This is a genomic window from Kitasatospora purpeofusca (assembly GCF_042691725.1).
Lineage (GTDB): Bacteria > Actinomycetota > Actinomycetes > Streptomycetales > Streptomycetaceae > Kitasatospora > Kitasatospora purpeofusca_B.
In genome coordinates this window covers 1,560,085-1,585,911 of sequence record NZ_CP170483.1, presented here as the reverse complement: position 1 = coordinate 1,585,911, position 25,827 = coordinate 1,560,085, and the positions used below count along the sequence as shown (strand labels likewise).

36 protein-coding genes and 1 pseudogene are annotated in these 25,827 nt (G+C 72.6%); 24 read left to right on the top strand and 13 right to left on the bottom strand.

The annotated features are described in order from the left end of the window. Window positions 1-2: 2 nt before the first annotated feature. Entirely contained in the window at window positions 3-587 is a 585-nt protein-coding gene (locus ACFCLZ_RS06265) for a MarR family winged helix-turn-helix transcriptional regulator (RefSeq protein WP_380283713.1), read from the bottom strand. 217 nt (window positions 588-804) lie between these two features. Between ACFCLZ_RS06265 and ACFCLZ_RS06260 the strand changes: the two genes are divergently transcribed. Genes ACFCLZ_RS06260 through ACFCLZ_RS06235 form a run of 6 tightly spaced genes read left to right on the top strand, consistent with a single transcriptional unit; the run spans window position 805 to window position 5,397 of the window. Then, the gene (locus ACFCLZ_RS06260) at window positions 805-1,308 is read left to right on the top strand and encodes an RNA polymerase sigma factor (RefSeq protein ID WP_380286092.1); all 504 of its coding nucleotides are present in this window, start codon (window positions 805-807) and stop codon (window positions 1,306-1,308) included. Beyond that, on the top strand, window positions 1,305-2,150 hold the full coding sequence (locus ACFCLZ_RS06255; protein ID WP_380283712.1) for a zf-HC2 domain-containing protein: 846 nt from the start codon (window positions 1,305-1,307) through the stop codon (window positions 2,148-2,150). Before ACFCLZ_RS06260 ends, ACFCLZ_RS06255 begins: the two co-directional genes overlap by 4 nt. Before the next feature lie 26 nt (window positions 2,151-2,176). Next, window positions 2,177-2,983, top strand: coding sequence for an ATP-binding cassette domain-containing protein (locus tag ACFCLZ_RS06250; RefSeq protein WP_380283711.1), 807 nt, complete (start codon window positions 2,177-2,179; stop codon window positions 2,981-2,983). Then, entirely contained in the window at window positions 2,980-4,368 is a 1,389-nt protein-coding gene (locus ACFCLZ_RS06245) for a hypothetical protein (protein WP_380283710.1), read from the top strand. The genes ACFCLZ_RS06250 and ACFCLZ_RS06245 overlap by 4 nt, the downstream gene beginning before the upstream one ends. Further along, window positions 4,365-4,913 carry a hypothetical protein gene (locus ACFCLZ_RS06240; RefSeq protein WP_380283709.1) on the top strand — a complete coding sequence of 183 codons (549 nt, stop codon included), beginning with the start codon at window positions 4,365-4,367 and terminating at the stop codon, window positions 4,911-4,913. The genes ACFCLZ_RS06245 and ACFCLZ_RS06240 overlap by 4 nt, the downstream gene beginning before the upstream one ends. A 7-nt stretch (window positions 4,914-4,920) precedes the next feature. After that, entirely contained in the window at window positions 4,921-5,397 is a 477-nt protein-coding gene (locus ACFCLZ_RS06235; RefSeq protein ID WP_380283708.1) for a hypothetical protein, read from the top strand. A gap of 308 nt (window positions 5,398-5,705) precedes the next feature. On the opposite strand, the pseudogene ACFCLZ_RS06230 reads toward ACFCLZ_RS06235, so the two are convergent. Then, window positions 5,706-6,032: pseudogene (locus tag ACFCLZ_RS06230) on the bottom strand (RNA polymerase sigma factor); the annotation flags it as partial. On the opposite strand from ACFCLZ_RS06230, the gene ACFCLZ_RS06225 reads away from it, so the two are divergent. Together ACFCLZ_RS06225 and ACFCLZ_RS06220 are read left to right on the top strand one after the other, a co-directional pair. After that, window positions 6,031-6,579, top strand: a complete 549-nt coding sequence (locus tag ACFCLZ_RS06225) for a GNAT family N-acetyltransferase (RefSeq protein ID WP_380283707.1) — start codon at window positions 6,031-6,033, stop codon at window positions 6,577-6,579. The pseudogene ACFCLZ_RS06230 and the gene ACFCLZ_RS06225 sit on opposite strands and share 2 nt — an antisense overlap. Window positions 6,580-7,077: 498 nt before the next feature. Then, a complete protein-coding gene (locus ACFCLZ_RS06220; protein ID WP_380283706.1) occupies window positions 7,078-7,812 on the top strand; it encodes a hypothetical protein in 735 nt (244 codons plus the stop codon). Between the two features lie 157 nt (window positions 7,813-7,969). Here the strand turns inward: ACFCLZ_RS06220 and ACFCLZ_RS06215 are convergent, their stop codons facing one another. Then, window positions 7,970-8,470 carry a GNAT family N-acetyltransferase gene (locus tag ACFCLZ_RS06215; RefSeq protein ID WP_380283705.1) on the bottom strand — a complete coding sequence of 167 codons (501 nt, stop codon included), beginning with the start codon at window positions 8,468-8,470 and terminating at the stop codon, window positions 7,970-7,972. A 352-nt stretch (window positions 8,471-8,822) separates the two neighbouring features. Between ACFCLZ_RS06215 and ACFCLZ_RS06210 the strand changes: the two genes are divergently transcribed. The 3 genes from ACFCLZ_RS06210 to ACFCLZ_RS06200 all read left to right on the top strand — a co-directional run bounded on the left by ACFCLZ_RS06210 (window position 8,823) and on the right by ACFCLZ_RS06200 (window position 10,837). Further along, window positions 8,823-9,620: a hypothetical protein gene (locus ACFCLZ_RS06210; protein WP_380283704.1), complete on the top strand. Its 798-nt coding sequence runs from the start codon at window positions 8,823-8,825 to the stop codon at window positions 9,618-9,620. Window positions 9,621-9,688: 68 nt separating this feature from the next. Then, on the top strand, window positions 9,689-10,162 hold the full coding sequence (gene lepB / locus ACFCLZ_RS06205) for a signal peptidase I (protein ID WP_380283703.1): 474 nt from the start codon (window positions 9,689-9,691) through the stop codon (window positions 10,160-10,162). A gap of 132 nt (window positions 10,163-10,294) precedes the next feature. Beyond that, window positions 10,295-10,837, top strand: a complete 543-nt coding sequence (locus tag ACFCLZ_RS06200; protein ID WP_380283701.1) for an MOSC domain-containing protein — start codon at window positions 10,295-10,297, stop codon at window positions 10,835-10,837. A gap of 8 nt (window positions 10,838-10,845) precedes the next feature. On the opposite strand, the gene ACFCLZ_RS06195 is transcribed toward ACFCLZ_RS06200, so the two are convergent. After that, entirely contained in the window at window positions 10,846-11,619 is a 774-nt protein-coding gene (locus ACFCLZ_RS06195) for an ATP-grasp domain-containing protein (RefSeq protein WP_380283700.1), read from the bottom strand. A gap of 125 nt (window positions 11,620-11,744) precedes the next feature. On the opposite strand from ACFCLZ_RS06195, the gene ACFCLZ_RS06190 reads away from it, so the two are divergent. Next, window positions 11,745-12,263 (top strand): RNA polymerase sigma factor, encoded by a 519-nt coding sequence (locus tag ACFCLZ_RS06190; RefSeq protein WP_380283699.1) that lies wholly within the window; start codon window positions 11,745-11,747, stop codon window positions 12,261-12,263. Next, the gene (locus tag ACFCLZ_RS06185) at window positions 12,260-12,985 is read left to right on the top strand and encodes a hypothetical protein (protein ID WP_380283698.1); all 726 of its coding nucleotides are present in this window, start codon (window positions 12,260-12,262) and stop codon (window positions 12,983-12,985) included. Before ACFCLZ_RS06190 ends, ACFCLZ_RS06185 begins: the two co-directional genes overlap by 4 nt. A 310-nt stretch (window positions 12,986-13,295) precedes the next feature. Here ACFCLZ_RS06185 and ACFCLZ_RS06180 read toward each other — a convergent pair whose 3' ends face one another. Both ACFCLZ_RS06180 and ACFCLZ_RS06175 read right to left on the bottom strand, forming a co-directional pair. Next, window positions 13,296-13,772 (bottom strand): hypothetical protein, encoded by a 477-nt coding sequence (locus ACFCLZ_RS06180; protein ID WP_380283697.1) that lies wholly within the window; start codon window positions 13,770-13,772, stop codon window positions 13,296-13,298. 17 nt (window positions 13,773-13,789) lie between these two features. Next, window positions 13,790-14,509: a TioE family transcriptional regulator gene (locus ACFCLZ_RS06175; RefSeq protein ID WP_380283696.1), complete on the bottom strand. Its 720-nt coding sequence runs from the start codon at window positions 14,507-14,509 to the stop codon at window positions 13,790-13,792. A gap of 78 nt (window positions 14,510-14,587) precedes the next feature. Between ACFCLZ_RS06175 and ACFCLZ_RS06170 the strand changes: the two genes are divergently transcribed. Next, on the top strand, window positions 14,588-15,616 hold the full coding sequence (locus ACFCLZ_RS06170; RefSeq protein WP_380283695.1) for an erythromycin esterase family protein: 1,029 nt from the start codon (window positions 14,588-14,590) through the stop codon (window positions 15,614-15,616). 35 nt (window positions 15,617-15,651) lie between these two features. Then, on the top strand, window positions 15,652-16,089 hold the full coding sequence (locus tag ACFCLZ_RS06165) for a hypothetical protein (RefSeq protein WP_380283694.1): 438 nt from the start codon (window positions 15,652-15,654) through the stop codon (window positions 16,087-16,089). On the opposite strand, the gene ACFCLZ_RS06160 is transcribed toward ACFCLZ_RS06165, so the two are convergent. From ACFCLZ_RS06160 to ACFCLZ_RS06145, 4 genes are all read right to left on the bottom strand, one after another. Next, window positions 16,083-16,295, bottom strand: coding sequence for a DUF397 domain-containing protein (locus ACFCLZ_RS06160; RefSeq protein WP_380283693.1), 213 nt, complete (start codon window positions 16,293-16,295; stop codon window positions 16,083-16,085). The two genes, ACFCLZ_RS06165 and ACFCLZ_RS06160, sit on opposite strands and share 7 nt — an antisense overlap. Window positions 16,296-16,364: 69 nt before the next feature. Further along, window positions 16,365-16,577: a DUF397 domain-containing protein gene (locus ACFCLZ_RS06155; protein ID WP_380283691.1), complete on the bottom strand. Its 213-nt coding sequence runs from the start codon at window positions 16,575-16,577 to the stop codon at window positions 16,365-16,367. Between the two features lie 83 nt (window positions 16,578-16,660). Further along, window positions 16,661-16,867 (bottom strand): DUF397 domain-containing protein, encoded by a 207-nt coding sequence (locus tag ACFCLZ_RS06150; protein WP_380283690.1) that lies wholly within the window; start codon window positions 16,865-16,867, stop codon window positions 16,661-16,663. Then, a complete protein-coding gene (locus ACFCLZ_RS06145; protein WP_380283689.1) occupies window positions 16,852-17,691 on the bottom strand; it encodes a Scr1 family TA system antitoxin-like transcriptional regulator in 840 nt (279 codons plus the stop codon). The genes ACFCLZ_RS06150 and ACFCLZ_RS06145 overlap by 16 nt, the downstream gene beginning before the upstream one ends. A 116-nt stretch (window positions 17,692-17,807) precedes the next feature. Between ACFCLZ_RS06145 and ACFCLZ_RS06140 the strand changes: the two genes are divergently transcribed. The 6 genes from ACFCLZ_RS06140 (at window position 17,808) to ACFCLZ_RS06115 (ending at window position 21,370) form a co-directional block, all read left to right on the top strand. Beyond that, window positions 17,808-18,011, top strand: coding sequence for a hypothetical protein (locus ACFCLZ_RS06140; protein WP_380283688.1), 204 nt, complete (start codon window positions 17,808-17,810; stop codon window positions 18,009-18,011). Then, window positions 18,011-18,268: a hypothetical protein gene (locus ACFCLZ_RS06135; protein ID WP_380283687.1), complete on the top strand. Its 258-nt coding sequence runs from the start codon at window positions 18,011-18,013 to the stop codon at window positions 18,266-18,268. Before ACFCLZ_RS06140 ends, ACFCLZ_RS06135 begins: the two co-directional genes overlap by 1 nt. Further along, window positions 18,234-18,428 carry a hypothetical protein gene (locus ACFCLZ_RS06130; RefSeq protein ID WP_380283686.1) on the top strand — a complete coding sequence of 65 codons (195 nt, stop codon included), beginning with the start codon at window positions 18,234-18,236 and terminating at the stop codon, window positions 18,426-18,428. Before ACFCLZ_RS06135 ends, ACFCLZ_RS06130 begins: the two co-directional genes overlap by 35 nt. An 8-nt stretch (window positions 18,429-18,436) precedes the next feature. After that, window positions 18,437-18,934 carry an NUDIX domain-containing protein gene (locus ACFCLZ_RS06125; RefSeq protein WP_380283685.1) on the top strand — a complete coding sequence of 166 codons (498 nt, stop codon included), beginning with the start codon at window positions 18,437-18,439 and terminating at the stop codon, window positions 18,932-18,934. Window positions 18,935-19,249: 315 nt separating this feature from the next. Beyond that, window positions 19,250-20,005 carry a methyltransferase domain-containing protein gene (locus ACFCLZ_RS06120; RefSeq protein ID WP_380283684.1) on the top strand — a complete coding sequence of 252 codons (756 nt, stop codon included), beginning with the start codon at window positions 19,250-19,252 and terminating at the stop codon, window positions 20,003-20,005. Between the two features lie 198 nt (window positions 20,006-20,203). Further along, window positions 20,204-21,370 (top strand): lipase, encoded by a 1,167-nt coding sequence (locus ACFCLZ_RS06115; RefSeq protein WP_380286090.1) that lies wholly within the window; start codon window positions 20,204-20,206, stop codon window positions 21,368-21,370. Between the two features lie 218 nt (window positions 21,371-21,588). Here ACFCLZ_RS06115 and ACFCLZ_RS06110 read toward each other — a convergent pair whose 3' ends face one another. Further along, a complete protein-coding gene (locus ACFCLZ_RS06110) occupies window positions 21,589-22,356 on the bottom strand; it encodes a hypothetical protein (RefSeq protein ID WP_380283683.1) in 768 nt (255 codons plus the stop codon). Window positions 22,357-22,743: 387 nt separating this feature from the next. Between ACFCLZ_RS06110 and ACFCLZ_RS06105 the strand changes: the two genes are divergently transcribed. Beyond that, on the top strand, window positions 22,744-23,319 hold the full coding sequence (locus ACFCLZ_RS06105; RefSeq protein ID WP_380283682.1) for a GNAT family N-acetyltransferase: 576 nt from the start codon (window positions 22,744-22,746) through the stop codon (window positions 23,317-23,319). A gap of 4 nt (window positions 23,320-23,323) precedes the next feature. Then, window positions 23,324-23,665 carry a hypothetical protein gene (locus ACFCLZ_RS06100; RefSeq protein ID WP_380283681.1) on the top strand — a complete coding sequence of 114 codons (342 nt, stop codon included), beginning with the start codon at window positions 23,324-23,326 and terminating at the stop codon, window positions 23,663-23,665. Here ACFCLZ_RS06100 and ACFCLZ_RS06095 read toward each other — a convergent pair. Further along, a complete protein-coding gene (locus ACFCLZ_RS06095) occupies window positions 23,651-24,121 on the bottom strand; it encodes an NADAR family protein (RefSeq protein WP_380283680.1) in 471 nt (156 codons plus the stop codon). The two genes, ACFCLZ_RS06100 and ACFCLZ_RS06095, sit on opposite strands and share 15 nt — an antisense overlap. Before the next feature lie 426 nt (window positions 24,122-24,547). Between ACFCLZ_RS06095 and ACFCLZ_RS06090 the strand changes: the two genes are divergently transcribed. Further along, entirely contained in the window at window positions 24,548-25,354 is an 807-nt protein-coding gene (locus tag ACFCLZ_RS06090; RefSeq protein ID WP_380283679.1) for an alpha/beta fold hydrolase, read from the top strand. 6 nt (window positions 25,355-25,360) lie between these two features. Here ACFCLZ_RS06090 and ACFCLZ_RS06085 read toward each other — a convergent pair whose 3' ends face one another. Continuing rightward, the gene (locus ACFCLZ_RS06085; protein WP_380283677.1) at window positions 25,361-25,759 is read right to left on the bottom strand and encodes an ASCH domain-containing protein; all 399 of its coding nucleotides are present in this window, start codon (window positions 25,757-25,759) and stop codon (window positions 25,361-25,363) included. Between the last annotated feature and the right edge of the window lie 68 nt (window positions 25,760-25,827).

Sequence of the window (25,827 nt, the reverse complement as noted above, 5' to 3'; positions counted from 1 at the left end):
GGTCAGTCCACTCCTCGGTCGTTCCGGTCGTTCCGGTCGGTTCGGTCGTTCCGGTCGGTTCGGTCGTTCTGGTCGGTTCGGTCGTTCCGGTCGGTCCGGTTGCGTTCGCCGGCGGCGCGTTCCAGCGCGTGGAACACCTCGCCGAGCCGGTCGAGCACCCGCAGGGCGGTGGCGACCTCGGCCGGATCCAGGTCGCCGAGGTGACGCCGCAGCGCCTCGCGCTCGGCTCCCCGGACGCGGGCGAGCACGGCCTCGCCCCGCGCGGTGAGCCGTACCAGCGAGGAGCGCCGGTGCTCCGGGTTGGCGACGGTCTCGGCCAGCCCGAGCGCCTTGGCGTCGTTCACCAGCCGCTGCACGGGCTGCCGGTCCAGGTCCAGCGCCCGCGCCAGCTGCGGCACGGTCCGCGGCCCGCCGCGCCGCAGCGCGTCCAGCACCGCGTGCTGCCCGGCGGTCATGCCCGTCCCGGCCAGCCCGCGCTCGACCGCCCGCACGATCACCCGGTGCACCGGCCACAGCCGCCGGATCACGTCGTCGAGCAGCCCCTCGACGGCCGGCCCGTCCCCGCCCGACTCCTGACTGACACTCATGGTGTCATCATGACATCAACGATGTCGTGATGGAACCCAAAGCCGGTCGACTGTCGGCACGGCCGTCGCGGTGCGCGGCGACACATCCTCCCCTCGCGACGTGACGGGGATCACGCCTCGTCGAAAACCCGCAGGTCGATCCGGGCGTCTAGCAGGTGTGAGACGCGCCAAGGCGGCACCGCCGCAGGAACTGGACGAGGACGGCCTCCTCCACCGGGTGGCCCGGGGGGACCGGGCCGCCTTCGAGGAGCTGTACCGGCGCACGTCGCCGTGGCTGGCCGTGCGGCTGCGCCGCCGCTGCGCCGACGAGCAGATCGTCGCCGAGGTCATGCAGGAGACGTACCTGGCGGTGTGGCGGGCGGCCGGATCCTTCGCCGGAAGCCGCACCGGCGGCACGGCCGTCGGCTGGCTGTGGACGATCGCGGCCCGCCGCCTCGTCGACGCCTTCCGGCGCCGCGCCCACCACGCCGAGCCGCCGGCCGCCGCCGCCCCGCACCCCGTGGCGCCCGCCGCCGAGGAGGAGGCGCTGGTGGCCACCGTCGGCGGCGACGTCGGGGACGCCCTGCGGCGCCTCGCGCCCGAACTCAGGGACGTCCTCCAGTCGATGGTGCTCGACGGACTGTCCGTCCGGGAGACCGCCGTGGTCCTCGGACTGCCCGAAGGAACGGTCAAGACCCGTGCCCGCCGGGCCCGGATCGCGATGCGGGAGGCACTGGCATGAGCGGCACCGAACACGCCTCGGCACGACTCATCGACGGCTACGCGCGCGGCGCCGCCGGTCTCGCCTCCGGTCCCGTCGCCGGCCTCGCCGCCGACGAGGTGTGGGCCCTGGAGGCCCACCTGGAGGCGTGCCGGAGCTGCCGCGACCGGCTGGCGGCCGCCGTCACCGCCGCGGCCCCCGCCGTGGCGGCGCTCACCGAGGCCGTCTGGGCCGACCTCGCCCCCCGCCTGGCCCGCGCCGCCCCCGCCCCGCCGCGCCGCCGCCTGATCGCCCGCCTCGCACCGTGGACGACACCCGCCATGACCCCGTGGCTGGCCATGGTCCTCGCCGTCACCCTGCTCGCCCTGCTGCTGGACCTGGCCGGCCCCGGCTCCGGCCGGATCTCCCTCGTCCTGCTGCTCGCCCCCGTCCTGCCGGTGGCCGGGGTGGCGGCCTCCTGGTCGCGCGGCCTCGACCCCGCCCACGAACTCACCGCCGCCACCCCGCGCGCCGGCCTGCCACTGGTGCTGCGCCGCACCGTCGCCGTGCTCGCCGTGGTGATCCCCGCCCTGCTCGCGGCGGGCCGGGCCACCGGGCTGACGGCCGCGCAGTGGCTGCTGCCCTGCCTGGCCTGCACCTGCGCCACGCTGGCGCTCGGCGGACTGATCGGCATGACCCGCGCCGCCGTCGCCCTGACCGCCGCCTGGACGGCGGCGGTGGCCGCGCCGACCCTGGCCGCCGGCCGCACGCCCTCCGTCCTGCGCGCGGACGGCCTGCCGCTCTGGTGCGCGCTCCTCGCCCTCGGCGCCGCCGTCGTCCTCACCCGCCGGGGCGCCTACACGACCCAGGGACAGAACCGTTGACACTCCGGAAGAACAGGAACCCCGCGATGCCCGCAGTGAGCACGGCCGACCTCGCCCCCACCCGCTACGCCCGGGAGATCCGGGCGAGCGGACTGAAGGTCAGGGCCGGCCGCAGGCGGATGGCCGTCGACGGCCTCGACCTGGCCCTCGGCACCGGCGTCCACGGCCTGCTCGGCCCCAACGGCGCGGGCAAGACCACCCTCGTCCGCGCCCTGGCCACCGTGCTGCGCCCGGCCGGCGGCGAACTGGAACTCCTCGGGCAGCCCCTCGGCGGCCCGGGCGAGTACCGCGCGCTGCGCCGCCGGATCGGCTACCTGCCGCAGCAGTTCGGCTACTACAAGCGCTTCACCGTACGGGAGTTCGTCGAGTACATGGCCTGGCTGAAGGAGGTGCCCGCCGCCGGCATCCCGGCCGCCGTGCAGCGCGCCGTCGAGCGGGTCGGCCTCGCCGACCGCGCCGACGAGCGGATGAAGGCCCTGTCGGGCGGCATGGTGCGGCGGGCCGGCATCGCCCAGGCCATCGTCAACGACCCCGCCGTGCTGCTGCTCGACGAGCCGACCGTCGGCCTGGACCCGGCGCAGCGGCTGCGACTGCGCCAGCTGCTCCAGGAGTTGGGGACGGACGCCTGCGTCGTCGTCGCCACCCACCTGGTGGAGGACGTCGCCGCCGCCTGTACCGACGTGGTGCTCCTCGCCGAGGGACGGCTGGTCTTCCACGGCACCCCGGACCAGCTGGCCGCCGCGGGCGGCCCGGAACACGAGGGCGACAGCCCGCTGGAGCGCGGCTACTCGGCCCTCCTCGCCGCCCCGGCGCGAACCGGAGGTGCCTGGTGAGCGTTCCGCTGCGGGTGCTGCGCACCGAACTGCGGTGCTCCGTCGCCCCCTGGGCCGGCGCCGCCGTCCTGGCCACCGCGCTCGCCTTCCTGGAACTCGCCCCCGGACCGTGGTCGAAGGGCAGCACCCTCTGGACGGCCCAGTGGACGTCCATGGCCCTGTGGACCCGGCACCTGCTGGTCTTCCTGTGGCCGCTCGCCCTCGGCCTCGGGGCCCTGCAAGGGCTGCGCGACCACCGCTCGGGGACCGCCGAACTGCTCGCCGCCACCCCGCGACCGGCCCGCCACCGCGCGGCCGCCCTCGCCGGCCCGACGGCCCTCGCCCTCGCCGGGGCCTTCGCGCTGCTCGTCCTCCTGGGCGCGGCGCGCCTGCTCGCCGGCGGCGCCGCGTCCACCGGCGCCGGCTGGCTGCCGATCTCGCTGGTGGGCGCGCTCGCGCTCGCCGCCGGCGCCGTCCTCGGCATGGGCGTCGCCCGGACCCTGCCCTCCGTCCTCACCCCACCCGCCCTGGCCGTCGCCGGCTTCGTGCTCACCAACCTCCTGCGCCAGAGGACCGACGCCGCCGTGCCGACCTCCGCCGTGCCGAACCGGCTCTCGCTGCTGTCGCCCATGCTCGCCGACGTCCGCCAGACCCTCCTCACCCTCGCCGCCCCCGTCCACCTCGGGCAGACGCTCTGGCTGCTCGGCCTGGCCGCCACCGGCCTCGCCCTGCTGGCCGCCGCCACCCGGCGCGCCCGGCTGCTCGCCCTCACGCCCCTCCTCGCGGGCGGGGCGCTCGCCCTGCTGGTGCTCCCCGCCGACCCCCGCGACACCTACGTCCTCGACCGGCCCGCGACGGCCCAGGTGTGCGACGGCCCGGTGTGCGTGACGGCGGCCCACCGGGCACGCCTCGACGAGCTGGCCGGCCCCGGCCGGGACGCGCTCGGCCTGCTGCACGGCGCCCTCGGCGACCGGGCGCCGTCCGCCGTGCGCGAGACCACCGTTCCGCGCGCGATCGGCGGCACGCCGGAACGCCCGGGCGACGCGCTGCTCGTCGACTTCGACGACGAGGTCATCGGCGCCGCCGAGGGAGAGGCGCTGACCCGCGCGCTGGTCGGCCAGGGCATCGCCCCGCTCTGCCACCCCCGCAGCGAGCGCGAGAGCGGCACGCTGCCGGAGACGGTCGCCCAGAGCATCGCGGCCGCCTGGGTCCTCGGCGAGCTGCGGCCGCTCGACAAGACGATGCACCGCGCGCAGGACCAGACCGACCTCGCCGCCCCGGTCTGGCAGGCGTTCAGCGCGCTGCCGCCCGCCGAGCAACGGCAGCGGATCGCCGCCCTGCACACCGCCGCCGTCTCCTGCGCGGACGACCCGCTGGACGCGCTGGCGGGCGGTGCGACCCGGTGAGGTGGCTGACCCTGTACGCGCGCTCGCGCCAACTACCTGCCACGCTGGCCGCCTTGGCGGCGCTGGCCGGCCTCGCGGCCCTCGCGCGGCTCGGTGACGGAGGCCTGGGCGGCCCGCGGGTGTCCGCCCTCCTGCTCGCCGCCGGGGCGATGGCGCTCTCCGCCGGACTCGGCGGCCAGGACCTCGCCCTGGAGCGCACGGCAGCCCTTCGCTGGCCACCCCGCCGGGCGGCCCACGTCCTGCTCTGCGCCGTCCTCGCCGCCGCCGTCCTGCCGCCGGGCCCCCTCGCCCTCACCGTCCGCGACAGCGCCGGCCTCACCGGCCTCGCCGCCCTCGGCGCGGCCTGCTTCGGGCGCGCCCACGCCTGGCTGCTCCCGTTCGGCTGGCTCTGCGCCTCCTTCGTCCTCCCGCCCGCCCCGGACCTGGCCACCCAGATCCTCACCTGGCCCCTCCTCCCACCCGGCACCACCCCCGCCACCTGGACGGCCCTCACCCTCGCCGCCACCGGCACCACCGCGTACGCCCTCGCCGGTCCCCGGCGATGATGGGCACGTGTTCTACGAAGACCTCACCAAGTACGACTACCGGCCCACCGACTCCTTCGACGACCCGGAGTCGGGTGTCTTCGCGGTCTGGTACCGCCCGACGTACACCCGGCTGAACGTCGGCTGGCTGGAAGCCGGCCGGCCGTACCCGACCGGACCGGTGCCGGACGGCTTCCTGGAGAAGCTGAAAGCCGTCCAGCGGGTCCAGTGGATGAACGTCTGCCTGGGCGTGCACGAGTGCGGCCTGTGCCCCGAGGAGGACGCCCCGGAAGGAAACGGGGAGGTGCGGATCCCTGGCGAGCCCGGCATCGCCTACGCCGCCCCGTTCCTGATCACGCACTACATCACCGCCCACGGCTACCGGCCGCCGCAGGTCTTCGTCGACGCCGTCCTCGCCGTCGACCTCGACGCCTGGGCCGCCGCCCGCTGGCCCGACGTCCCCTTCCCGTGGGTCCCGGAGGACGCCGAACGCATGCTGGAATAGCGCGACGTGACTTCGAGTGCGCTCGACCTCCCAGCCTCCCGGTCATGGCGAAGGCACTGGTGACCGGCGGGACGAGCGGGCTCGGGCCCGCGCCGGCCGCCTCCCCGGAGGCCGCCGGCTGCGCGAGCACGAGCGCTGACTCCCCGGTCCCCGGAGTGGGAAGTCGGACCGGCCGACTTCCCACTCCGCTCCCACGGCGCGGCCTCCGCCCGCCGGCGGGTTGTAGTAGAACCTGGCGGACTCGCGGAAGCTGTTCTCCGGGTCGGACTCGGCGAGCGGGAAGCAGAGGAACAACTGCGCGCCGCCCGCCGGGTGTTGCGGATGACGTTGGTCGCGATGCCCAGCAGCCAGGGGCTCAGGCTCCCGCCCTCCGGCGCCACCCGCGCGCGCAGCCGCCACGCCTCCAGGTAGGTCAGCGACACGAGGTCCTCGGCGGCGGCCCAGTCGCCGGTCATCCGCAGGGCGTACCGGTGCACGGCGCCGGAGTGATCCTCGAAGATCTGCCCGAACGCCGCCGCGCCCCCCGGCGCACCGCCGTTGCGGTGATCCGCGCGCCACACTCCGCTGCGCCGACGCGGGGCGCCGACCGAAACCCGCTTGCCCCCGAGGGCGTGATCACCTTGGCTGGGCGGCATGACCGACCTGCGCACCGACCTGCACACCGACCGCCTCCTCCTGCGCCGCTGGCGCGACACCGACCTCGAACCGTGGGCGGCGATGAACGCCGACCCCGAGGTCCGCGAGCACCTGGGGGCCGTCCTCACCCGCGAGCAGAGCGACGCCTCCGTCGCCCGCTTCGAGGCCGAGTTCGACCGCCGCGGCTACGGATGGTGGGCCGTCGAGGTCCGGGCCACCGGGGAGTTCGTCGGCTTCGCGGGCCTGGACGAGGTCGACGACGGCCTGCCGTTCACCGGCGTGGAGATCGGCTGGCGGCTCGCCCGGCCGGCCTGGGGCCACGGCTACGCCACCGAGGCCGCGCGGGCGGTCCTTGCCTTCGGCTTCGAGACGCTCGCGCTGCCCGAGATCCTCGCCGTGACCACGGCCGGCAACCTGCGCTCCCAGGCGGTGATGCGCCGGATCGGCATGACCACCGACCCGGCGGACGACTTCGACGACCCCGCCGAGCCCGAGGGTCCGCTGCGCCGCAACGTCCTGTTCCGCATCGCGCCGTCGCGGGGCTGACGGCTCACTCCGACGGCAGCTCCTCCGCCGTCAGGATCGCCGGCAGGCCGGGAAAATGCCGCTCGATGTCGGCGCGGCGGAGCGTGGCCATCGGGCTGTTGCCCGGTCGACCTGGCGGATCGGCCCCGCCTCGCGCAGCGTGCGGAAGTGGTGGGTGCCGGTCGCCTTGCCGACCGGCAGCGCGAACGAACTGCACGTCCGCGCGCCGTCCCTGGGCCCGGCGGCCAGCTCCCGCACGACGCGCGCCGCCGCAGCGGGTCGGCCAGTGCCGCGAGGACACGGCCGAGTTCGATCTCCGCCGGGTCCGGGTGCCCCTCGCCGTCGGGCATCGCCATCACCTCCCAGGTATGACGTGCACCGTGCCTCCCCGGTCGCCCGGCGTCCCGAGGTACGAGATCGTTCATACCTCCCGGAGGGATCCACCACAGCCCCTGCGCCTGACACCGGACCGCGACCCCCGGCGACGGCCCACCGCCGGAACCCCGGTACGGTGGGCCGATGCTGCTCCCCGCCGCCCCGCGCGTCCCCCTGCGGCCGCCGTTCCGGCCGACCGTCGACACGCCGTTCGGCCCGCTCGCCTTCGAGACGGTCCTCGGGGACACCGCCCTCCCGCCGCGGCCCGACGAACTCTTCGTCCTGCCCGGCGGCTCCGGCGGCCGCCTGATTGCCCGGTGGACCCGCCCCTCGGCCCGCGTCGAACTGCTGCTCACCGCGTACGACGCCGACCTGGACCCCGAAACCTGGGGGCCGCTGACCGACTGCCGGGCGGCGGTCTGGCGGATCGAGGCCCTCGCTCCGCTCGCGCGGGTCCGGTTCGAGGCGTCACTGCCGCACCCGCTCCCCGAGGGCGCCGACAGCGGCTGGGACGGCGGGCAGGCACTGGCCGCCTTCACCGTCGAGGACGAGCAGACCCGCCTCACCGTCGGCGGCAACGACGAGGAGGCGATCTGCGGGGCCGCCGAGGCGGGCGAGGCGCCCAAGCGCTGGACGGCCCTGCTCGACGAGGTCCACGCCCGGAGGTTCGACGGCTGGGGCGTCGACGCCACCGGCAGCCCCGCCATGACGTGGCGGCTGCCGCCACTGGAGGCGGGCGACCACTGCGAACTCCCGGTGGTGGCCGCCTGGGCCCCGGTCGAGGACGACACCGAGAACACCTGGTACGCGGTCATGCCCTCACCGACGGTGGTCCTGCGCCAGGTCGCCGCCGACGTGGCGAACGACCCCGCGCCCTGAGTGTTCTGACCACGGAGGTCGGTGACACGGCTCACGGCGAGATGGACCTTGGTGGTCAGCCGCCCCGGGAGCGGGCAAGTGAGCGGGATCGGTCCGTCGGGGCCGGTCCCGTCGTCGGCCGGCCGTCGCGCAGCCGGTCCACCGGCAAGATCACGGCCTACGGCTGGAGTGCCAGGCCGCGCTGGTACCAGGTGCCTGGCTCACCGCCGAGGTCGGCCGGGTCTGCCGGGCCGACCGGGACGAACCCGGCCTTGGTCAGCACCTTCTGGGACGCGGCATTGGCCTGAGCGGCTGCTGCCCGCAGTGTGTGCAGCCCGTGCCGTACTCCCGCCAGCCGGCACAGCTCCTGGACGGTCGCGGTCGCTATGCCGCGGCCTGCGACGTGCTGCGCGACCCGGTAGCCGAGGTTGGCAGTGCCGTCCTCCAAGTCGCACAGGTTGAACCGGCCCAGGACCGAGCCGTCCTCGGCGATCAGCACGTAGAAGGCGCAGATGCCGGCCGCTTGCTCAGCCAGCAAGGCGCTGTGCCGGTCGGCGAACCGGTCGTAGAACTCGTCGCCCCGGTCGGGAACCGAGGCGGCGAAGTAGGCACGGTTCGCCAGCTCAAAGGCCAGGACCGCCGGGGCATGGTCAGCATCCAGCTGCTTCAGCTCGGGCACGGCGCAACTCTATCCGGACGGCGCGCCGAGACCACCTGATTTTCCGCGCCCAACCCGTCCCGCCGCGACGTACATACGTGACGACCGACTGCACCCCTCTTCCTCCGTGCACCCCCAGGACGGTGGTGATCAGGTGCGGTGAACGGGCACATGGCAGATGCTCATCACTATCAGTCACTTCGGGGCTCGACTGCCGCGACGGAACACTGTCCGTAAGGGTGCGAATCATCTCCGTGGCGACTAGGCTTGGTGCCAAGTATCAGTGATGCCTGAGACTGTCGACTGCGACCGACGGGAGAGTCTCATGCTTATCGTTGTCCTGACGTGTACGGCAGTTGCTCTGCTGGGCCTCATGATCCGCCTTTCGCGACCTGCCTATGCCGATCTGAAGTGCGGCGACGCGCCCATGTATTTCGATGGCGGACTCGTCGTCACCTGGGCGGGACCCGCCCCCAAAGAGGCACGAGTGAGACTGGCGAACGGCGATGTCTTCGAGCGGGTGGAGCAGGCCACCGGGTCGGGAATTCCGCAGGACTACCCGGAGAAGTACCTGAAGAACCTTCGCACGTCCGAGGTGTTCAACGCCTGCACGGCGTGGACGCCCGACGAGCTGGTGCGCTGGCAGGGGCGCTATGGAATCGAGATGGAGCCCGAAGCCCTCAGCGTCTACGACAGCTACCTCAAGAGCGGCAACACCATCTTCATGGCGCTGGTGGACCATCCGAGTGTCCGCGATCCGGGAGCATTCGTGGCCTGCAGCCTGGTGCTCCAGCGCGCCGTGATCGTCTACAACAGCGGACGTCAGGACCTGTTCCTCCGCTCGTACTTCCACAGCGCGCGGGAGGACTCGTCGGAGTTTGTCAACTTCGCGCCTGGCGGCAGCGTTCACTACTCGTTCAAGACCGATACCGCCTGGTTCCCGCTGGAGCTGACCCGGTTCATCTCGGAGCCGTCCTCGTACGTCGAGCTGGATATCGTCACCCCCGAGGGATTCGACGAAAGCCTTCTTCCGGCCCCGTTCTCGACGCGAGAAACCGGCTATGCACTGCTGGGGGACATCAAGTACCAGGTGAGGAGGGCCTCGGCTGTCCTGAGAATCGGAGATCAACGTCAAGCCATCCCCGACTTCAGGCTCGCCCTTGGCCGCTGACACACCACGCCTGCCCCGCCGATAAATCGCGGGGCAGGTCTTCTGGCGGCCGGCTGGGGGAACGACTGGTGCACACTGCCGAGATCATATATCTGACCGGATTGGCGCTCGCACTCATTGCCGTGGCTTCGCTGACCTATTTCGTTCGGATAGTAACGGAGTCCATGGCACCGACACTGATGGTCGACGACCGGATCCTGGTTGTCCGAAAGTCGGTGCTGGCGCGGCGCTGTCCCGCTCGTGGCCAGGTTGTCATTTTCACCGCCGGTGCCGACGGGCGCAGGATGGTCAAGCGAGTCGCCGCCACCGGAGGAGACAGCCTCCTTCTCGACGGCAATGCCCTGACAGGCAATGCCCCGACAGATGAAGCGATCGACAACGAAACGCGTATGGACGTGCCCCCGGGCAGAATTTTCGTACTCGGGGACAACCGGAGGGTCTCGCGCGACTCACGAGAATACGGTTGCATCGGCTCTCGGCAGGTAACGGGCCGGGCTCTACTCGTGGTATGGCCGCCGCGCCGGGTGCGGGTCGTCCGATGACAACCACGTTTTCCCGGTCCGCTCGTGATCCCGCCCGTGGACCCTTCCACGCCGACGGCGGGCTGGGCGGTTGCAGGGTGCGGGTCTAGGGTGACGGGTGGATCATCGCTTCGGACGAGAGGCTTCGCACGGATGAGTGGGACGGTCACCGCGGTCAGCAGTAACGGGGAGTACTCCTTCACCAAGCCGAACCGGGAGAGCATCACACTGCTCGCCGGGCTCGGGGTGGCGGGGGACGTGCACGCGGGGGTGACCGTCAAGCACCGGTCGCGCGTCGCGCAGGACCCGACGCAGCCGAACCTGCGGCAGGTCCACCTCATCCACGAGGAGCTGTTCGCCGAGGTCGGCGAGCGGGGATTCGACGTGGCGCCCGGGCAGTTGGGCGAGAACGTCACCACGCGCGGGATCGACCTGCTCGGTCTGCCGGTCGGCACGCTGCTGCGGATCGGGTCGGAGGCGGTGGTGGAGGTCACCGGGCTGCGCAACCCGTGTCTGCAGATCGACCGGTTCCAGGACGGCCTGCTGAAGCAGGTCGTCGGGCGGGACGAGGCCGGGAACGTGGTGCGCAAGGCCGGGATCATGAGCGTGGTCGTGGCGGGCGGTGTGATCCGCCCCGGCGACGCGATCGAGGTCGAGTTGCCGCAGGGACCGCACCGCCCCCTCGAACGCGTCTGACACCGGGCCTACCGGACCACCTCCGGGACCGGCCGCGCGTAGCCGAGGTCCGTCGGGGCGAGCGCGTCGGCGGGACCGGCGGCGCGCAGGACGACGTCGAGGACCTGGTCCGGGTCGCACGCGTAACCACCGCTCGCCCAGGCCGGGTTGGCCTCGACCACCGCCCAGGTGCCGTCGCTCAGCGGGCCGACGTCGACCACGGCGGCGCTCGGCAGGCCGCCCGCCGCCAGGACGTCCGCCGCGAACGCGAGGACGTCCGGCCCGACCTCCGGCGAGACGGCGAGCGAGCCGGCCACGGCGTAGCGGCTCGCCGCGCGCACCTCGCCGTCCAGCACGAACAGCCGGTACTCGCTCGCGAACGCCACCACGTCGCTGACCAGGACCGGGGTGTCGTCGTCGAGGGCGTCCGGGCCGGGCAGGCCGCTTCCGTCGGGGTGGACCCGGGCCGGGAACAGCTTGTCGACCGGCGGCTTGAGGAACGCCGGTCGGCGCAGCCGCCGCGCCTCGGCCAGCGTGGTGCACTCCACCCGGCGGGAGAGCAGCTCGGCGGGCAGTGTGGTGAGCCAGTCGGCGGGCGGCTCCAGCGGGACGACGCCCAGCGGCCCGGCGGCGACGTCCGCGAACAGCGGGCCCCCGTACAGGTGCGCCGGCCGCAGCCCGGCGAGCTCGGCCGGGACCTCCCAGCGCACGGCGGTGTGCGCCCGCAGCCCGCGCCGACGGGCGCGGGTGAGCAGTTGGAGGCCGGTCTCGTTGATCCGGGGCGCGAGCATCAGGAGCGTCATGGGACGCCATGGTGGCCCACCCGCGACGGCTCCTGCCAGCGGATTTCCGCTCCGGCGTGCTGACCCCCCCAACGAAACGGGGTGGCCGTTCGTGTCATCAGGTAGGCGGACCGAGGGGAGGGTGAATGGCGGGGTGGGAAGGCCTTCTTGCCGAGTTGGTGGAGTCGCGCGGCTCCGAGCTCAACCGGTACGGCTTCCTCCTGAGCGGAGACCGCTCCGAGGCCGCCGACCTGGTGCAGGAGGCGCTGGTGCGGGTGTTCGCGCACCCTGGCCGGTCGTGGGAACTGGCCGACGTCGAGCGGTATGTCCGGCGGACGATGCTCAACCGCTTCCTGGACCTCCATCGACGCAGAGCGCGCTATGCCGGACTCGCGCCGCGACTGGTCGAGAGGTCCGCGAGCGCCGACCACAGCGGCGCGGTCACCGACCGGCTCGAACTCCTGGCGGCGTTGGGGTCGCTCTCGCCGCAGCAGCGGGCCTGCGTGGTGCTGCGGTACTACGAGGACCTCCCCGTGGCTTCCATCGCCGATCGTCTGGACTGCGGAGAAGGAACGGTCAAGAGACACCTCAGTGATGCGCTGGCGCGGCTGGCCGCAGCGCTGAAGGCGGCGCATCGAGATCCGGAGCGAGGAATGGGCGCGTGAATCCAGAGGAACTCCGTCATCAGCTGCCCTTCGTCGCCGACCTGGCGGGGCCGCCGCACGTCGACACCGGGAAGGTGGTCCGAGAGGTCCGCCGGCGTCGCGGGAGGCGCTACGCGGTCATGGGAACCGCCTTGGTGGTGGCGGTGGTTGCCGCGTTCATCGGCGCCACCCGGTGGAGCGGCCACCCCACGCGGACGGCCGAGCCAGCCGGAGCGCCGTCGGCCCGCGCCGCCGGCATCCACGTGTGCGGCGGGCGGTTGGACCTCCCCGGTGAGACGGCCACGCGCGACGGCCTCACGCTGACGGTCGGCTCCGTCCGCAGGGCGGACACTCAGGCCGGGCCGCGGGTCGAGGCCGCCATCACCGCCGATCGGCCGCTCACTGCCGTCTCCACGCCGCCGGAGTACATCGAGGTGCTGTACCTGCGGGACGGCGTCGTCGTCGGTGGCGGCCCGATGCTGAACCGGCCCGGGGACGGCGACACTCCGCAGGGCGTCGACACGGTCGGACATCCCCTGGACCTCGCACCGGGACAGCCGCTCACGCAGCAACTGGGGGCTCGGAACCGACTCTGCCCGTCGTGGGACTGGCCCCGGGTGTGGGCCGAACCCGGCGGCTTCGAGGTGGTCGTCCTGCTCCGGCAGCCGGTCGAGACGCCTGCCACCGGGCCCGCCGCGGCCGGGCCGCAGCTCCTGGTGGCGCGGGCACCGTTCCCGCGCTGAGAAGCGGGCTTCCCCGGGCCGTCCGGCCCGGGGAAGCCCTTCGGTGCGCGCGAGGCCCGGTCAGGCGAGCTGCAGGCCCCAGGTGTTGTAGACCGCGAGACCGGTATTTCCAGCTGTGCGCCCGTGCCCCCACCCGTGAATCGCCGAAGACGGGACCGTCCGGTTGCGCACTCGCGGGCGCCGGAGGGGCCGGCAGAACCGCGTGGTTCTCATATCCCTTTGCTGACAAGCTCGTTGACGACGCCGTGGGAGTGGGGAGCTGCCGGCGTCGACCGCGGACCGGTGCGTCCGGGCCTCGTGTCGGCTCCGCTCAGTACCGGGGCCGGTTGCGGCTCAGGTCGCGGGCGTGCAGCAGGGCCTCGCGGACCAGTGCGGTGAGGCGGGCGGTGCCTTCGGTGCTGGTGCAGTCCTGCGGGTAGGCGTGGACGGAACGCCACTCACCGTCGGTGAGCGGCGGCCGCGGGTGGCCGGGTTCGATGCCCTCGGGGAGGGCCGGCAGGCGGACCAGGAGGGTGCCCATGCCGGCCGCGACGACGGCGACCACGCCCTCGAACGCCAGGGCCGGCATGCCGTATACGCCTTCCACGGGGTGGCGCGGGGCCAACTCGGAGAGCCGGTCGCAGAGATCGGGGTGGGTGTGCAGCTGCCAGGGGCCGAGCTTGAAGTCCTTCGGGCCGCTGGGCGGGGTCGCCTGCTCGCGGAGGTGGGCGACCAGCGCGCGGTTCTCCGGGACGTCGGTGAGTGCCGGGATGGGAGCAGGGGCGGGGCGGCGCTTCCGCTTGGGCATGCGAACGATGATATCCGTTACCGCAAGCGGTAGTTGTGGAGGTGTGCGGCCGCTTCGAGCATGGCCAGGCCCCGGCCGGTGAGCCGCTGCTGCCAGCCGGCGAGGGCGGCGGCGAGGGCGCTCGTGCCGCCGGCCGTGCGGATCTGCTCGACGACGGCCGCGATGTCCCGGAGCCGGTAGCCGCCGCGGCGCAGCAGATGGGCGAGGTCGGCGTCGCGGACGTCGCCGGCGTGGAAGACGCGGTAGCCGGTGGTGGGGTCGCGGGTGGGGCGCAGGATGCCGGCCGCCTCCCAGGTGCGCAGGGTGGCGGGGGTGAGCCGGAGGCGGTGGGCGAGTTCGCCGATGGTGCGGGGGAGGGGGCCGTCGGGGGCCCCGGGGACGGTCGCGGCGGTGAGGTGGTCGACGGCCGCGCGGACGGCGTTGAGCGTCTCGCGGTCGCGGAGCAGCTGGGTGTGCCCGCCGTGGACGGCGGTCAGGGCGTCGTCCGTCCGGCCGTCGTGGACGGCGTTCATGATCGCTCCGGCGGTCCGGTGCCCGTACGCCCGGACGAGCGCGAGGAAGGTGCGCAGCGCCGCCGCGTGCAGCTCGGTGTAGATCCGGTACCCGGTGGCCGTGCGCTCGGCGGGCGGGAGGAAGCCGTCCTGCTCGTAGTTGCGGACGGCCTGGGCGGAGAGGCCGTGCTCGCGGGCGAGGTCGGCCGGGCGCAGGTTCGTCTTCTTGGTGGGGTTGCTGGGCACTTTGAGACTTTATAAGAGATTCCTCGGGCCGGGACCGGGAAAGTCTCAACCGGTCTTTCAGGGATACGCTTGAGGCTCATGACACAGGACATCCGAGAGTTCCTGCCCCCGTCGTGCGGCCTGGTGGCGTTCGGCGAGCCGACGCACCAGGAGCCGGCCTTCGGGCGGGCCCGCAACGAACTGTTCGCGCAGCTGGTCGAGTGCGGCTTCCGGTCGATCGTCCTGGAGACGGACCGGGTGGCGGCGCTGGCGGTGGACGCCTTCGTCCGCGAGGGGGTGGGGTCGTTGGAGGGCGTGATGCGGGACGGCTTCAGCCATGGTTGGGGGGAGCAGGAGTCCAACCGGCGACTCGTGGCGTGGATGCGCGCGTACAACCGGAACCGGCCGCCGGAGGAGCGGCTGGCGTTCCACGGCTTCGACGCCCCGACCGAGAACACCATGGCCCCGAGCCCGCGCCCGTACCTCGAACACGCCCGCGACTACCTGGGCGCCGAGGTGGACGTGGCGGCCCTGGCGGGGGACGACGAGCGGTGGAGCCGGGCGGAGGCGCTGCTGGACGCGGCGATGTCGCCGGGCGCCTCGGCGGAGGCGGACCGGCTGCGGGCGGTCGCGGACGACCTGCTCGGCCAGCTGTACGCGAGGGCGGCGGAGCTGATCGCGGCCACGTCGAGGGAGGAGTGGGTGCGAGCGAGGACGCGACTGACGGCGGGGGCGGGGTTGTTGCGCTACCACCGGCAGGCGGCGCGGCCGATGGAGCCGAGCGAGCGACTCGCGGGGCTGCTGGGGACCAGGGAGGAGATCACGGCCCGGAACCTGCTCGACATCCGGAGCCTGGAGGCGGGGCGCGGCGGGACGTTCGTGTCCGCCCACAACGGACACCTGCAACGGAACCCGAGCGTATGGCGGATGGAGGAGAAGGACGTGACCTGGAACGGCGCCGGCCGGATCGTGGCAGCGTTGGTGGGCGGGGAGGACTACTTCTTCGTGGCGGGCGGCCTCGCCGGCCGGCCGGGTCCGTGGGCCCTGGCCCCGGTGGAGGAGGAAGCGCCGCTCGTCGAGGCCGATCTGCTGCTTGAGGTCGAGGGTGGTGAGGAGGAGGCAGGCTGAGTCCGTTGTCGGAGGCCGCCCCTACGGTGACACCCATGAGCTACGACGTTTCCTTCCTCGACCTGCGCCGGTACCCCTCCGTGTCGGAGGCGATCGAGGCGGGGGAGGGCCGATCGTCCACCGTGCCGCAGGAGCTGGGTGAGGCGTGGCGGCGGATCACCCCGAGGGCGCTCGAACTGCTGGGCGACGCGGAGCTCGGCGGGAACGAGTCATGGCTCGGCATCGGGCATGGCCCGTCCGGCCTCCAACTGTCGGCGTACGGTGCGAACGTGATGATGAACGTGCCGTACTGGCACCAGGGGGAGGAGGCCGAGAAGGTGATGGCGCTGGTGTACGGCCTCGCCGCGATCGTGGAGGAGGAGACCGGCCTGAGCGCCTACGACCCCCAGACCGGCGACCTCCTCACCGCGTCACGGACTGCCGAAGCTGCCGCGATGATGAACGACACCGCTGGATGGCTCAAGCGCTACTGAGGGGGACGGGAGAACTCCCCGGCCCGGATGGCGGTCACGAAGGACTGCCAGGCGGAGGCAGGGAAGAGAAGGGCGGGGCCGTTGGGGTCCTTGGAGTCACGGACGGGCATGAGCCCCGGGTGCCCGTCGGCCACCTCGATGCACGCGCCGCCACCGCCGCTGTAGGAGCTCTTCCGCCAAGAGCTTCCGGCCTGATCAAGTTCCATGCGAGGACCTTTCATTCAGCGTGGATTCATGGCCTTGACATGGAGTGGAAAGTCGGTGAGTCCGACTTCTCACTCCAGGGGGCTGTCGAACTCGCCAGCGCGGATGGCGGTCACGAAGGACTGCCAGGCGTCGGTGGGGAAGAGGAGGGTGGGCCCGTCGGGCTCCTTGGAGTCGCGGACGGGCATAAGGCCCGCGTGTCCGTCGGACACTTCGATGCACTGGCCCGCATCGCCGCTGTAGGAGCTCTTCCTCCAACGGTCCTCAGCCAGGTCGAGCTCCATTCAAGGTGCCTTTCGTCCAGAACGGATCCCTTGATGTGGAGTGGGAAGTCGGCGGGTCCGACTTCCCACTCCGGGCGCCGGTGTCAGCGCTGGTCGAACTCCCCGGCGCGGATGGCGGTCACGAAGGACTGCCAGGCGTCGGTGGGGAAGAGGAGGGTGGGGCCGTTGGGGTCCTTGGAGTCACGGACGGGCATGACGCCAGGGTAGCCGTCGGCCACCTCCACGCAGCCGTTCTGTCCTCCGCTGTAGGTGCTCTTGCGCCAAGGAGCGTTGGTCAGGTCAACGTCCATTCATAGTCCCTCCGTACTGCACCGATCATGGCTACAGACGAGGCCTGGTTCAGCGCCTCGACCTGAAGCCGATCGTAGCCCTTGACCAGCGGAGTGACAGTGTCGATGTCTCGGTCGAGGAATCCCCGTACCTCGGTCTCGGTGTAGCTGAGCTGCTTGCGATCGGGCATCGCGAGCAACGTCACCGGCGAGCTGAATGGTCGGTCCTCACCTAGCGCGAACGGTGCCACTTGGATGAGGATGTTCGGCTTTGCAGCCAGGGCTTCGAGGTGAAGGAGTTGCTCCACCATCACTTCAGGCCCGCCGATCGGGCGACGCAAGCAGCTTTCATCGAGCACAGCGTGGAGGAGCGGGGGTGGCGTGCGTTCGAGGCACTGCTGTCGGGTCATGAGGAAGGCCACTCGTTCCTCGGCTTGCTCCGGTGTAGCCGTGCCTCGCCGGATGTTGCCCGCTTCCCAAGCGGTTGCATATGTCCGGGTCTGCAGCAGGCCCGGGACCGCTCCGATTGAGAACAAGCGGATCTCGGCCGCCTTCGCCTCGTAGTTGGCGTACTCGGGGAAGCCAGGCACCAAAGCGGTGTGCCTGTGCTGCCAGTACATCAGCGTCAGCGTGCCGCCGGTCTCCAGCACCTCGTCCGCCTTCATGGCGAACTTCAAGCTGGGCGGTCGGTGGGAAAGTTCGACGAGCGAGACGTGGGACGGGTCGCACCCGATCAGCCTCGCCAGCTGGGCCTGCGTGAGTCCACGCGCTTCGCGTGACCTGCGGAGTTGTACTCCGAAGGGAGCCCAGGGGCTCGACGTGGGGTCAAGTTCCCTCTTGTTCATGGTGGTTCCCCCAACGTTCCCCACAAAAGGGGTCAAGTCGTTCGGCGCTTCCGATGCTAACCCCTTCCGCGCCACTATGGGCACAGAACGTGAAAACCCGACTGCGGAGGGTTCCCATGAGACCTGCCCGAATCCAGCCCCCCACCAAGCTCCACGGCTACGGCGTGCGGTGGGACCCGTCGGCCCGGTGCTACCGGGTGCGCAACGAGACCTCGGGGGAGTGGCTGCTCGACGGCTCCGGCCTCCTCGCCGGGTTCTCCTCCTTCACGGCCGCCGAATCGGCGTACCGGGTGTTCGAGCCCCGTAGGGGGGCCGCCTGATGGGGCCGATCCTCAACCAGGCGACCGCCGACCAGCGGCGCGCGGCCGCGTACGCGATCGAGGACCTGACCGCCGTCCTCACCCTCGCCGACACCAAACTGCCCTCCCTCGAAGTCGACTGGGACTTCGGGCGCCGCACCGGCTGCTACCTCATCAGCCTCGGCGCCGCCCGCACCGAACAGATCGAGCGCATCACCGACCTCCTGCGGAAGGGACTGCGCCATGAACAGGCCCAGCGACCGGCCCACCCGCGCTGAACTCCTCACCACCATCGCCGTGTTCGCCGCCGCGAGCGTCATCGCCCACCTGGCCGCCTCGCTCGCCGACCCCCGCTCCTCCCGCCAAGTCTGGTGGCTCTTCTTCGCCGCCTCCCTCATGACCGGCTTCAACCGCACCACCAACACCACCGGAAAGTAGCCCCCGCCATGCGCACCCTCCCCCTGCGCGACCCCCGCCTGCTCGCCAAGCCCCCCGCCTGCCGGCTCGGCACCCAGGTCCTGCTGCGCACCCCCGACGGCCGCGTCCTGCTCGTCGACCCCGACTTCCTCGACGGCCACCTCCTCCCCGGCGGGGCCTGCCGCACCAACGAGCCCCCGCACCACGCCGCCACCCGCACCCTCCACGCCCAGACCGGCCTCCACCGACCCGTCACCCACCTCCTCGCCGTCGACTTCACCCCCGCCGACCGCTACCTCGAACGCCTCACCCTCGTCTTCGACGGCGGCACCCTCACCGACCGCGACACCGCCCGCATCACCGTCCCGCCCCGCCACCGCAGCAACCTCTTCGGCGCCCGCCTCGCCGACCCCCGCGACCTCCCCACCCTCCTCAGCCCCGCCCAGCACGCCCGCACCCAACAAGCCCTCGCCACCCTCGGCCGCACCCTCCCCCTCCTCACCCACGGCCAACACGCCGCCGCCTGAGCGTCGGACGCCGATCCTCACGAGGGCGCGGACCACGGAAAATCGGCTGAGGCCGCATCCGGGCATCGGCTACTGTGACCGCGAGACGCCGGCCGAACCGCCCCGAGACCTGATCGCGGGTCTACTCCGGGTGGATTCGGCGGACTCAGTGCCGAATTGAGCGAGCCCGGCGATCGGCCGTCCTCCGGAACGGCGTGGAGGAGCGCCGCGATCCCGGCAGCCCGAGACTGTGGTCGATGTCGTCGGCGGCGGTCGTGGAGTGCGCTGGAGGCTGGCTGTCCTCGCGCGAGGGGCGAGGACGAGAGGGGAGAGCGAATGTCGGACGTCGATGAGCTGATCCACGACCACCTGGTGGATTCGGCGGCGGTGCGCGACGGCGGTTGCGTCGTCGACCTGGGGTGCGGGAGAGGCCCTACCCTCGCGGCCTTTGCGCGCCGGCACCCCGGCGCCCGCCTGATCGGCTTCGACCGGTCGGCGGAGAGCGTCGAGGCCGCCCGGGGCCTGTTGGCCGGCCACAGGGGCGGCGCCGAGATCGAGGTGGCGGATCTGGCCGAACGACTTCCGTTGCCCGACAACAGTGTTGACGCCGCGGTCTCCTACAACGTCCTCGAGTGTCTTCCGGACCCTGCTGCGCTTCTCGCGGAGATCGCGCGCGTGCTCAAGCCCGGTGGCCGGCTGGTGGTGGCGCATGTCGACTTCGACTCCCTCGTGATCTCGGGAGCGAGCCGGGACCTCGACCGGCGGATCTGCCACGCCTTCACCGACGACCAGCAGCCGTGGATGGATCACGCGGACGGAAGGATCGGGCGGAAGCTGCCCGGCTTGGTGAACGCCTCGCCGTTGCTGGTGGAACGGGTCCATCCATGGGTGACGAGCTCGACCGAGCTGAGCGGTCATGCCGGCCGCCGGATCGAGGGCATCCGGCAGGCGCTGAGCAGTGCCGCGTCGAAGGGCCGGGGGTCTGTGTCCCTTGCGGAGATCGAGACCTGGCACGAGGCGCTGCGGCTCGCCGCAGATCACGGACGCTTCTTCCTCGCCGAGACGGCCGTGGTGGTGACAGCCCGAGCTTGACCCCAGGCGCGGGGCGGGTCTCCGCCGGGCCGAGCGAGTGCCGGACCGACCGCCAGCGGCCGCCCGACGGATCATGCGAACCCGGCAACCGCTGCCGTAGGCACCGTTGCGGTACTAGGTTTCGGGAGAGGCCCGGTGGCTGCGGCCGAGCACGTACCCGGCCGGACGGGCCAGAGCCGAGGAGTGGTGACAGTGGCGATGCGGGAGTATCCGCTGGTGGGCGGGCCGGTGGAGGTACGGGGTGCGTTGGACCTGGAGAGGACGCCGGCGGGGGTGATGCCGCGCCGATTGCCGGCGTGGACCAAGGAGCAGTACCAGGACCCGTCGGTCTACGGGGGAACGGTGATGCCTTCGGGGGTGCGGCTGGTGTTCCGCACCGATGCGCGGGTGCTCGAGTTCGAGGTCCTCACCTCCACGGGGCAACTCGACGGTGACCCCCGGCCTCGGCCGACCGGGATGCTGGAACTGACGGTGGACGGTGCTCCCGCCGGGCGCCGACGAGCGCCGCTGGGTCATGTGGTGCGGATGGCGGGCCCCGGGGCCGCGCAGCGACTGATACCGGGACAGCCGGGAACGGCACGTTTCGCCGGGCTGCCGGCCGGCATGAAGACCGTCGAGCTGTGGCTGCCGCAGCAGACCCCCACGGAACTGGTGGCGCTCCGTGCCGACGGTGAGGTCCTGGCGCCCCTGCCCGACGGTCGGCCCCGCTGGGTGCACCACGGAAGCTCCCTCAGCCACTGCCTCGAAGCCGACGGCCCCACCGGCACCTGGCCCGTGGTGGCGGCGTCGCTCGGGGCGGTGGAGGTGACCAACCTCAGCCAGCCGGGCAACGACATGCTGGACCCCTATGTCGCCCGGACGATCCGCGACCTGCCGGCCGACCTGATCAGCTTCAAGACGGGCGTCAACATCGTGGCCCGGGCCACCTTCCGGCTGCGGACGTTCGGCCCGGCGGTGCACGGATTCCTGGACACGATTCGGGACGGCCATCCGGACACCCCGCTGCTGGTGATCTCCCCGCTGAGCTGCCCGGCACTCGACGAGCGTCCCGGCCCGACCGGGGTGGGCCGGGACGGCAGGATCACAGCGCTGGGCGACCCGGCCGATCTGGCCCGTGGGGCGTTGTCGCTGCAGGTGGTCCGTGACGAGCTGGCAAGGATCGTGGCGCTCCGGCAGGCACACGATCCTCACCTGCACCACCTCGACGGACGCGAACTGCTCGGCCCGGCCGATGTGGACGACCTTCCCGACGGCCTGCACCCCTCCGCCGCCGCGTACCGCCGGATGGGCGAACGCTTCGCCGCCCACGCCTTCGCCGACGAGGGCCCGTTCCGCGCCCGCTCGCATACGCGGCCGATCGGCTGAACTCCAGCCCGTGGGGATTCACCGGGCCGCACCCTGCCGAGCGGGAGGGTGTGGCCCGGTGGCCCGAGGGGTCGCGGCAGCAGTCGGCGGGCCTGGTCCGATCGCCAAAGCTGTGAAGAGCGCGGTGGATTGGGCGCCGCCCCTGGTCAGCCAGGTGCGCGTCCCGACTGCGTGCCCCGACGGTCCGAAGCCATGGCCCTGCCCGGACCGCTCATTGTTCACGACTCGACGGGCGTCCTGGCTTCCCCGGCCGGGTCCCCGTCAGGTGTCGCGCAGCGCGGTGCGGGGGCTGAAGCCGGCCACGGCCAGGACGTCGGGGGCGGGCCGAACGCGCGACGAGCGGCCCTCACGGTCAGACTCGCGATGGCGGCGTTGGCGCCACCGCCGATCACGGCGCCGATACCGAAGGGTGCCACTCGGCCGAGCACGATGATTCCCTGCTTGGTGCCGTACTTCGTGACGAAGTTCCTCCCCAGGATCTTGTTGATCTGACGCAGCGTCTCGCCGGGTATCTTGGCGACGACCTGGCGTCCCCAGTGCTGCCCCGTACGCTCGGCGACCTTGGAGATGGTGGCCGAGCCGCTCCCGCCGAGCATGACTCCCAGAACGATCGTCCGGCGGCGTTCGAGCTCGTCGATGGGGACCCCGTGGACCTCGGCGATCGAGAGCGCGAAGAGGGCGCTCAGCTCAAGGGACGACAGCGCTTCGCCCGCCGACAGCGCCAGTGCGACTCCCGTGCCGACGCCGGGCGCGGCCGCGGTCCCGCCCACGGCAGCCCCCGTCCCGGTCAAGGCACTGACGTACATCCGCTCCAGATTGCGGATCACCTGGGCCGGTGGCGCCTCGGGGTTCCGCTGGCGGGCCCGGGCGATGTTCTTGCGCACCAGTGGGCTCTGGAGGTCGATCGCCTTGTCCAGGAGGTCGAGAACTCGTTGCCCAGGGGCGGATATCGCCGGATCCGGCTCGTCGGGGGCAGCCGTCGTCATGCCTTGCACTCCTTCAATCGCCGTGTCGCGACCGAGTCTCCCACCTCGCCGACCGAGTGGACCATGGTCCGGGCGGACCTGGCCGTCCGCCCGGCGCTTCGTGGTCGTGGCCCGCGCCCGCCGGCATCGCGCGTGACGGCGGGTCCATCGCGGCTGGAGGCGGGACGCGTTCGAGGTGGTCGGCGGCGACCGGTCGTACGACTCGCGGACGGCGGTCGGAGAAGAGGGCTCAGCCATTGCGGGCGACCCTGGACCGGAGCAGGTGATCGCGTGCGGTCGGAGCGCAAGCGCCGCTTCCGGGCCCTGTGTTGACTCCTTCGTATGCCGATCTTCGGATGCTAATATCTGCTGACCCCTTATCGGAGAATCCCCTGCGGAGCCCCATCCATGGATCCTGTTCTCACCGACCGGCTGGTGCTGCGCTCCTTCACCGAGGCGGATCTCGACGACCTGCACGACATCCAGCGCCGTCCGGACGTGACCCGGTATCTGCTGTGGGACACCCGCACCCGGGAGGAGACGCGCACCGCGCTGGCCACCAGGATCACGCAGTCCGAGCTGGCCGGGGCGGGCGACAACCTGGCCATCGCGGTGGAGCTGCGCGAGTCCGGTCGGCTCATCGGCAGCTTCAACCTGGACTGGCTGAGCGCCGAACTGGGCCGCGCCGAGATCGGTTTCGTGATGAACCCCGACCACGGCGGCCGCGGGTACGCCACCGAAGCCGGCCGCGAGGTGCTGCGGCTGGCGTTCGAGCGGTACGGCTTCCACCGGGTGGTCGGCCTGTGCAACGGGGACAACGGTGCGTCGATGCGGCTGATGGAGCGCCTCGGCATGCGCCGGGAGGCCTTCTTCGTGCAGGGCGAGATGCTCAAGGGGCAGCGGGCGGACCTGGCCGTGTACGCGATGCTGGCCGCCGAGTGGGCCGACGCGGGCGTCGCGGCTCGGCGGACCGCGGAGGGATGACGACGTGCCGGAGGCCGTTCGGGCGGACATCGGGCCGAGCCTTCCCGCGCCACTCGTGGCGCTGTGGAAGGCGGCGGACGGCCTGATGACCGAGGCCGGCGTGACCGTGTACTCGGCCGGGTGCATCGGCGAACGCAACGCCACCTACGAAGTCACGCAGTACGCGCCGGGTTTCGTGCTCGTCGGCGACGACAGCGGCGGCCGCGGGTTCCTCCTGCGTGCCGGTGATCCGCACTCCGCCGTGTACTCCTCGGACCTCGGCGATCTGGGCCCCGAGGACTTCGAGGTCGAGTCCGCGGACTTCGCGTCCTGGATCGCATCGCTCGGTGTCTCACTGCCCGAGTGACTCGGCGGCGTCGGCGCCTTCGGCACGCAACTGGCCGCGGGTGCGCGCCAGGATCCGCCCGAGCATGTTCTTGCCGTTCCCGGTCCTGCCCCGGCCCCAGTAGTGATCGGTGGTGGTGTCCTCGACGATCTCCTCGTCACCGGTGGACAGCAGGATCCCGCGGATGTCGGCGTGCGCGCGGAACTTGGCCGCCACCGCGCGGCGCATCACGTCGTCCTTGGCCCGTTCCCAGTCCCTGCGCAGCGGCCGGGAAGCGTCCCGGCCCAGCTCCGCCGCCCGCAGCGGGGTGCGCGCTCGCCGGACGAGGTCCGCGTGGCGGGTGCCCTTGAACTTCTGCGCCTGGAAGTAGTGCTCCGAGGTCGGCCACCAGAGGCCGTCGAGGTCGAAGCCGTGATCGGAGAAGTTCGAGAAGCATCCATAAGGGGCCTCGTCGGCGCCGTAGAAGTAGATCGTCATGGCTACCTGCAACCTCACGGGTGTGGCGGGAACCCCCGCACCGTGTCAGGCCTGCTCCGGCCCCCGCAACCGGTTTTCCTCCCGCCGGGCGCGACCGCGGTGGGCGGCGGAACTCGTCATTGAACACGTGCAAATGGCTCCAGCTCGTGGACGCCTCGGTGAGGTACGCCGTGGTCTTCGCGGCGGTCTGGATGCTGATCGGTCCGACGGCGCCCAGGCCTGAAGTGCCCCGGTCGCAGACCTGGCCGCCCAAGTGGTGTACGCCCTGCGGGTGATGCCCGCCCCGGCTGCCCGGCGTCGGGATCCGCCGGAGCACCACGGGGGCCTTCACCGAGGCGACGTTGGCGGCGGCCCGGCAGTACGCGCAGGCCCGCCGACGTCCCGGCGGCACCACGGTGGTTCGGGGCGGGGTGAGAGGATGGCCGGATGCCTGACTTCACCTCAACTGACGGAACGACACTGTTCTACTCAGTCACCGGAACGGGCCCCGCCCTGCTCTGCCTGGCCGGCGGGCCGGGGGCGGACGTACGCGACCTCGGCGACCTCGGGGGGCTGGACGGGTTCCGCACACTGGTCATGCTGGACGGCCGGGCCGCCGGACGCTCGGCGACCCCGACGGACCGCGCGAGCTGCGCCTTCACCGCGCAGGCCCGCGACGTGGAGGAACTGCGGCGGCGGCTGGGGATCGAACGCCTGGACGTGCTCGCCCACTCGGCGGGCACGCTGACCGCCCAGGCGTTCGCGGCCGACCGGCCGGAGCGGCTCGGCCGGCTCGTCCTCGTCACCCCGCCCGGCCTGGTCTCCCGGGACGTGGAGGAGGCCGAGGTGGCGGCGATCCGGGCCCGGCGCGCCGATGGGCCGGGCAGCGCCGAGGCGTTGGCCGCCGGGGCGCAGCCCTGGAGCTACGGCGCCTGGTCGGAGGCGGCGCGCCGGCACCACGAGGCCGAGGCCGGCTATCCGCAGCCGCCGTCGTGGCTGCGCGAGGCCTTCTACGTGCGCCCGGCCTCCGAGGCGGCCGCGGCCGCCGAGACCGCCCGTCGCGCCGCCGTGTCCAGCCCGGTGCTGGTGGTCGCCGGAGCCGAGGACGGGGTGGCGGGCGTCGATACGCCGCGCCGCGTCGCGGCCTGCTACCCGGCCGGGCGCCTGGAGGTGCTCGCCGGGTGCGGGCACTGGCCGTGGGTCGACGGGCCGACGGCCTTCCGTGACCTGGTCGCCGGGTTCCTGGGCGACTGAGGACGGCTACGAGGCCCCGACGAGGCGGAAGGCCAGGCAGACCAGGGGCGTGTGCTCCTCGACCGGGGTGCCCAACTGCTCCCAGTAGCCGAGGTGCCCGGCGCGCCACTCCGCCAGGGAGGCGTCACCCTCCCCCTCCGCCCGGGCGTGCTCCCAGGTGACCTCGGCGAACGGCTTCACCTCGACGCCGGTGATCTCGATGACCGCGACGGCCCGCCCGTCGTCGTCGAGCAGCGCCAGTCGTTCGCCGGGGTACTCCAGGCCCTCGGCCTCCTCGGCGTACTCCGCCAGCAGGCCGGTGGTGGCGGTCTTCCGGCCGGACAGCGCCAGGGCGTTCAGCTCGGCCCGTATCCGGCCCGGAGTGCCGAGTTCCATCGAGCGCAGGCCGTTGACGCGTGGCCACATCCTGTCATCACCTCTTCCGCGTACCGCGATCGTGTCTCCTGATGACGATAGGGCGGCGAGGCGGCCGG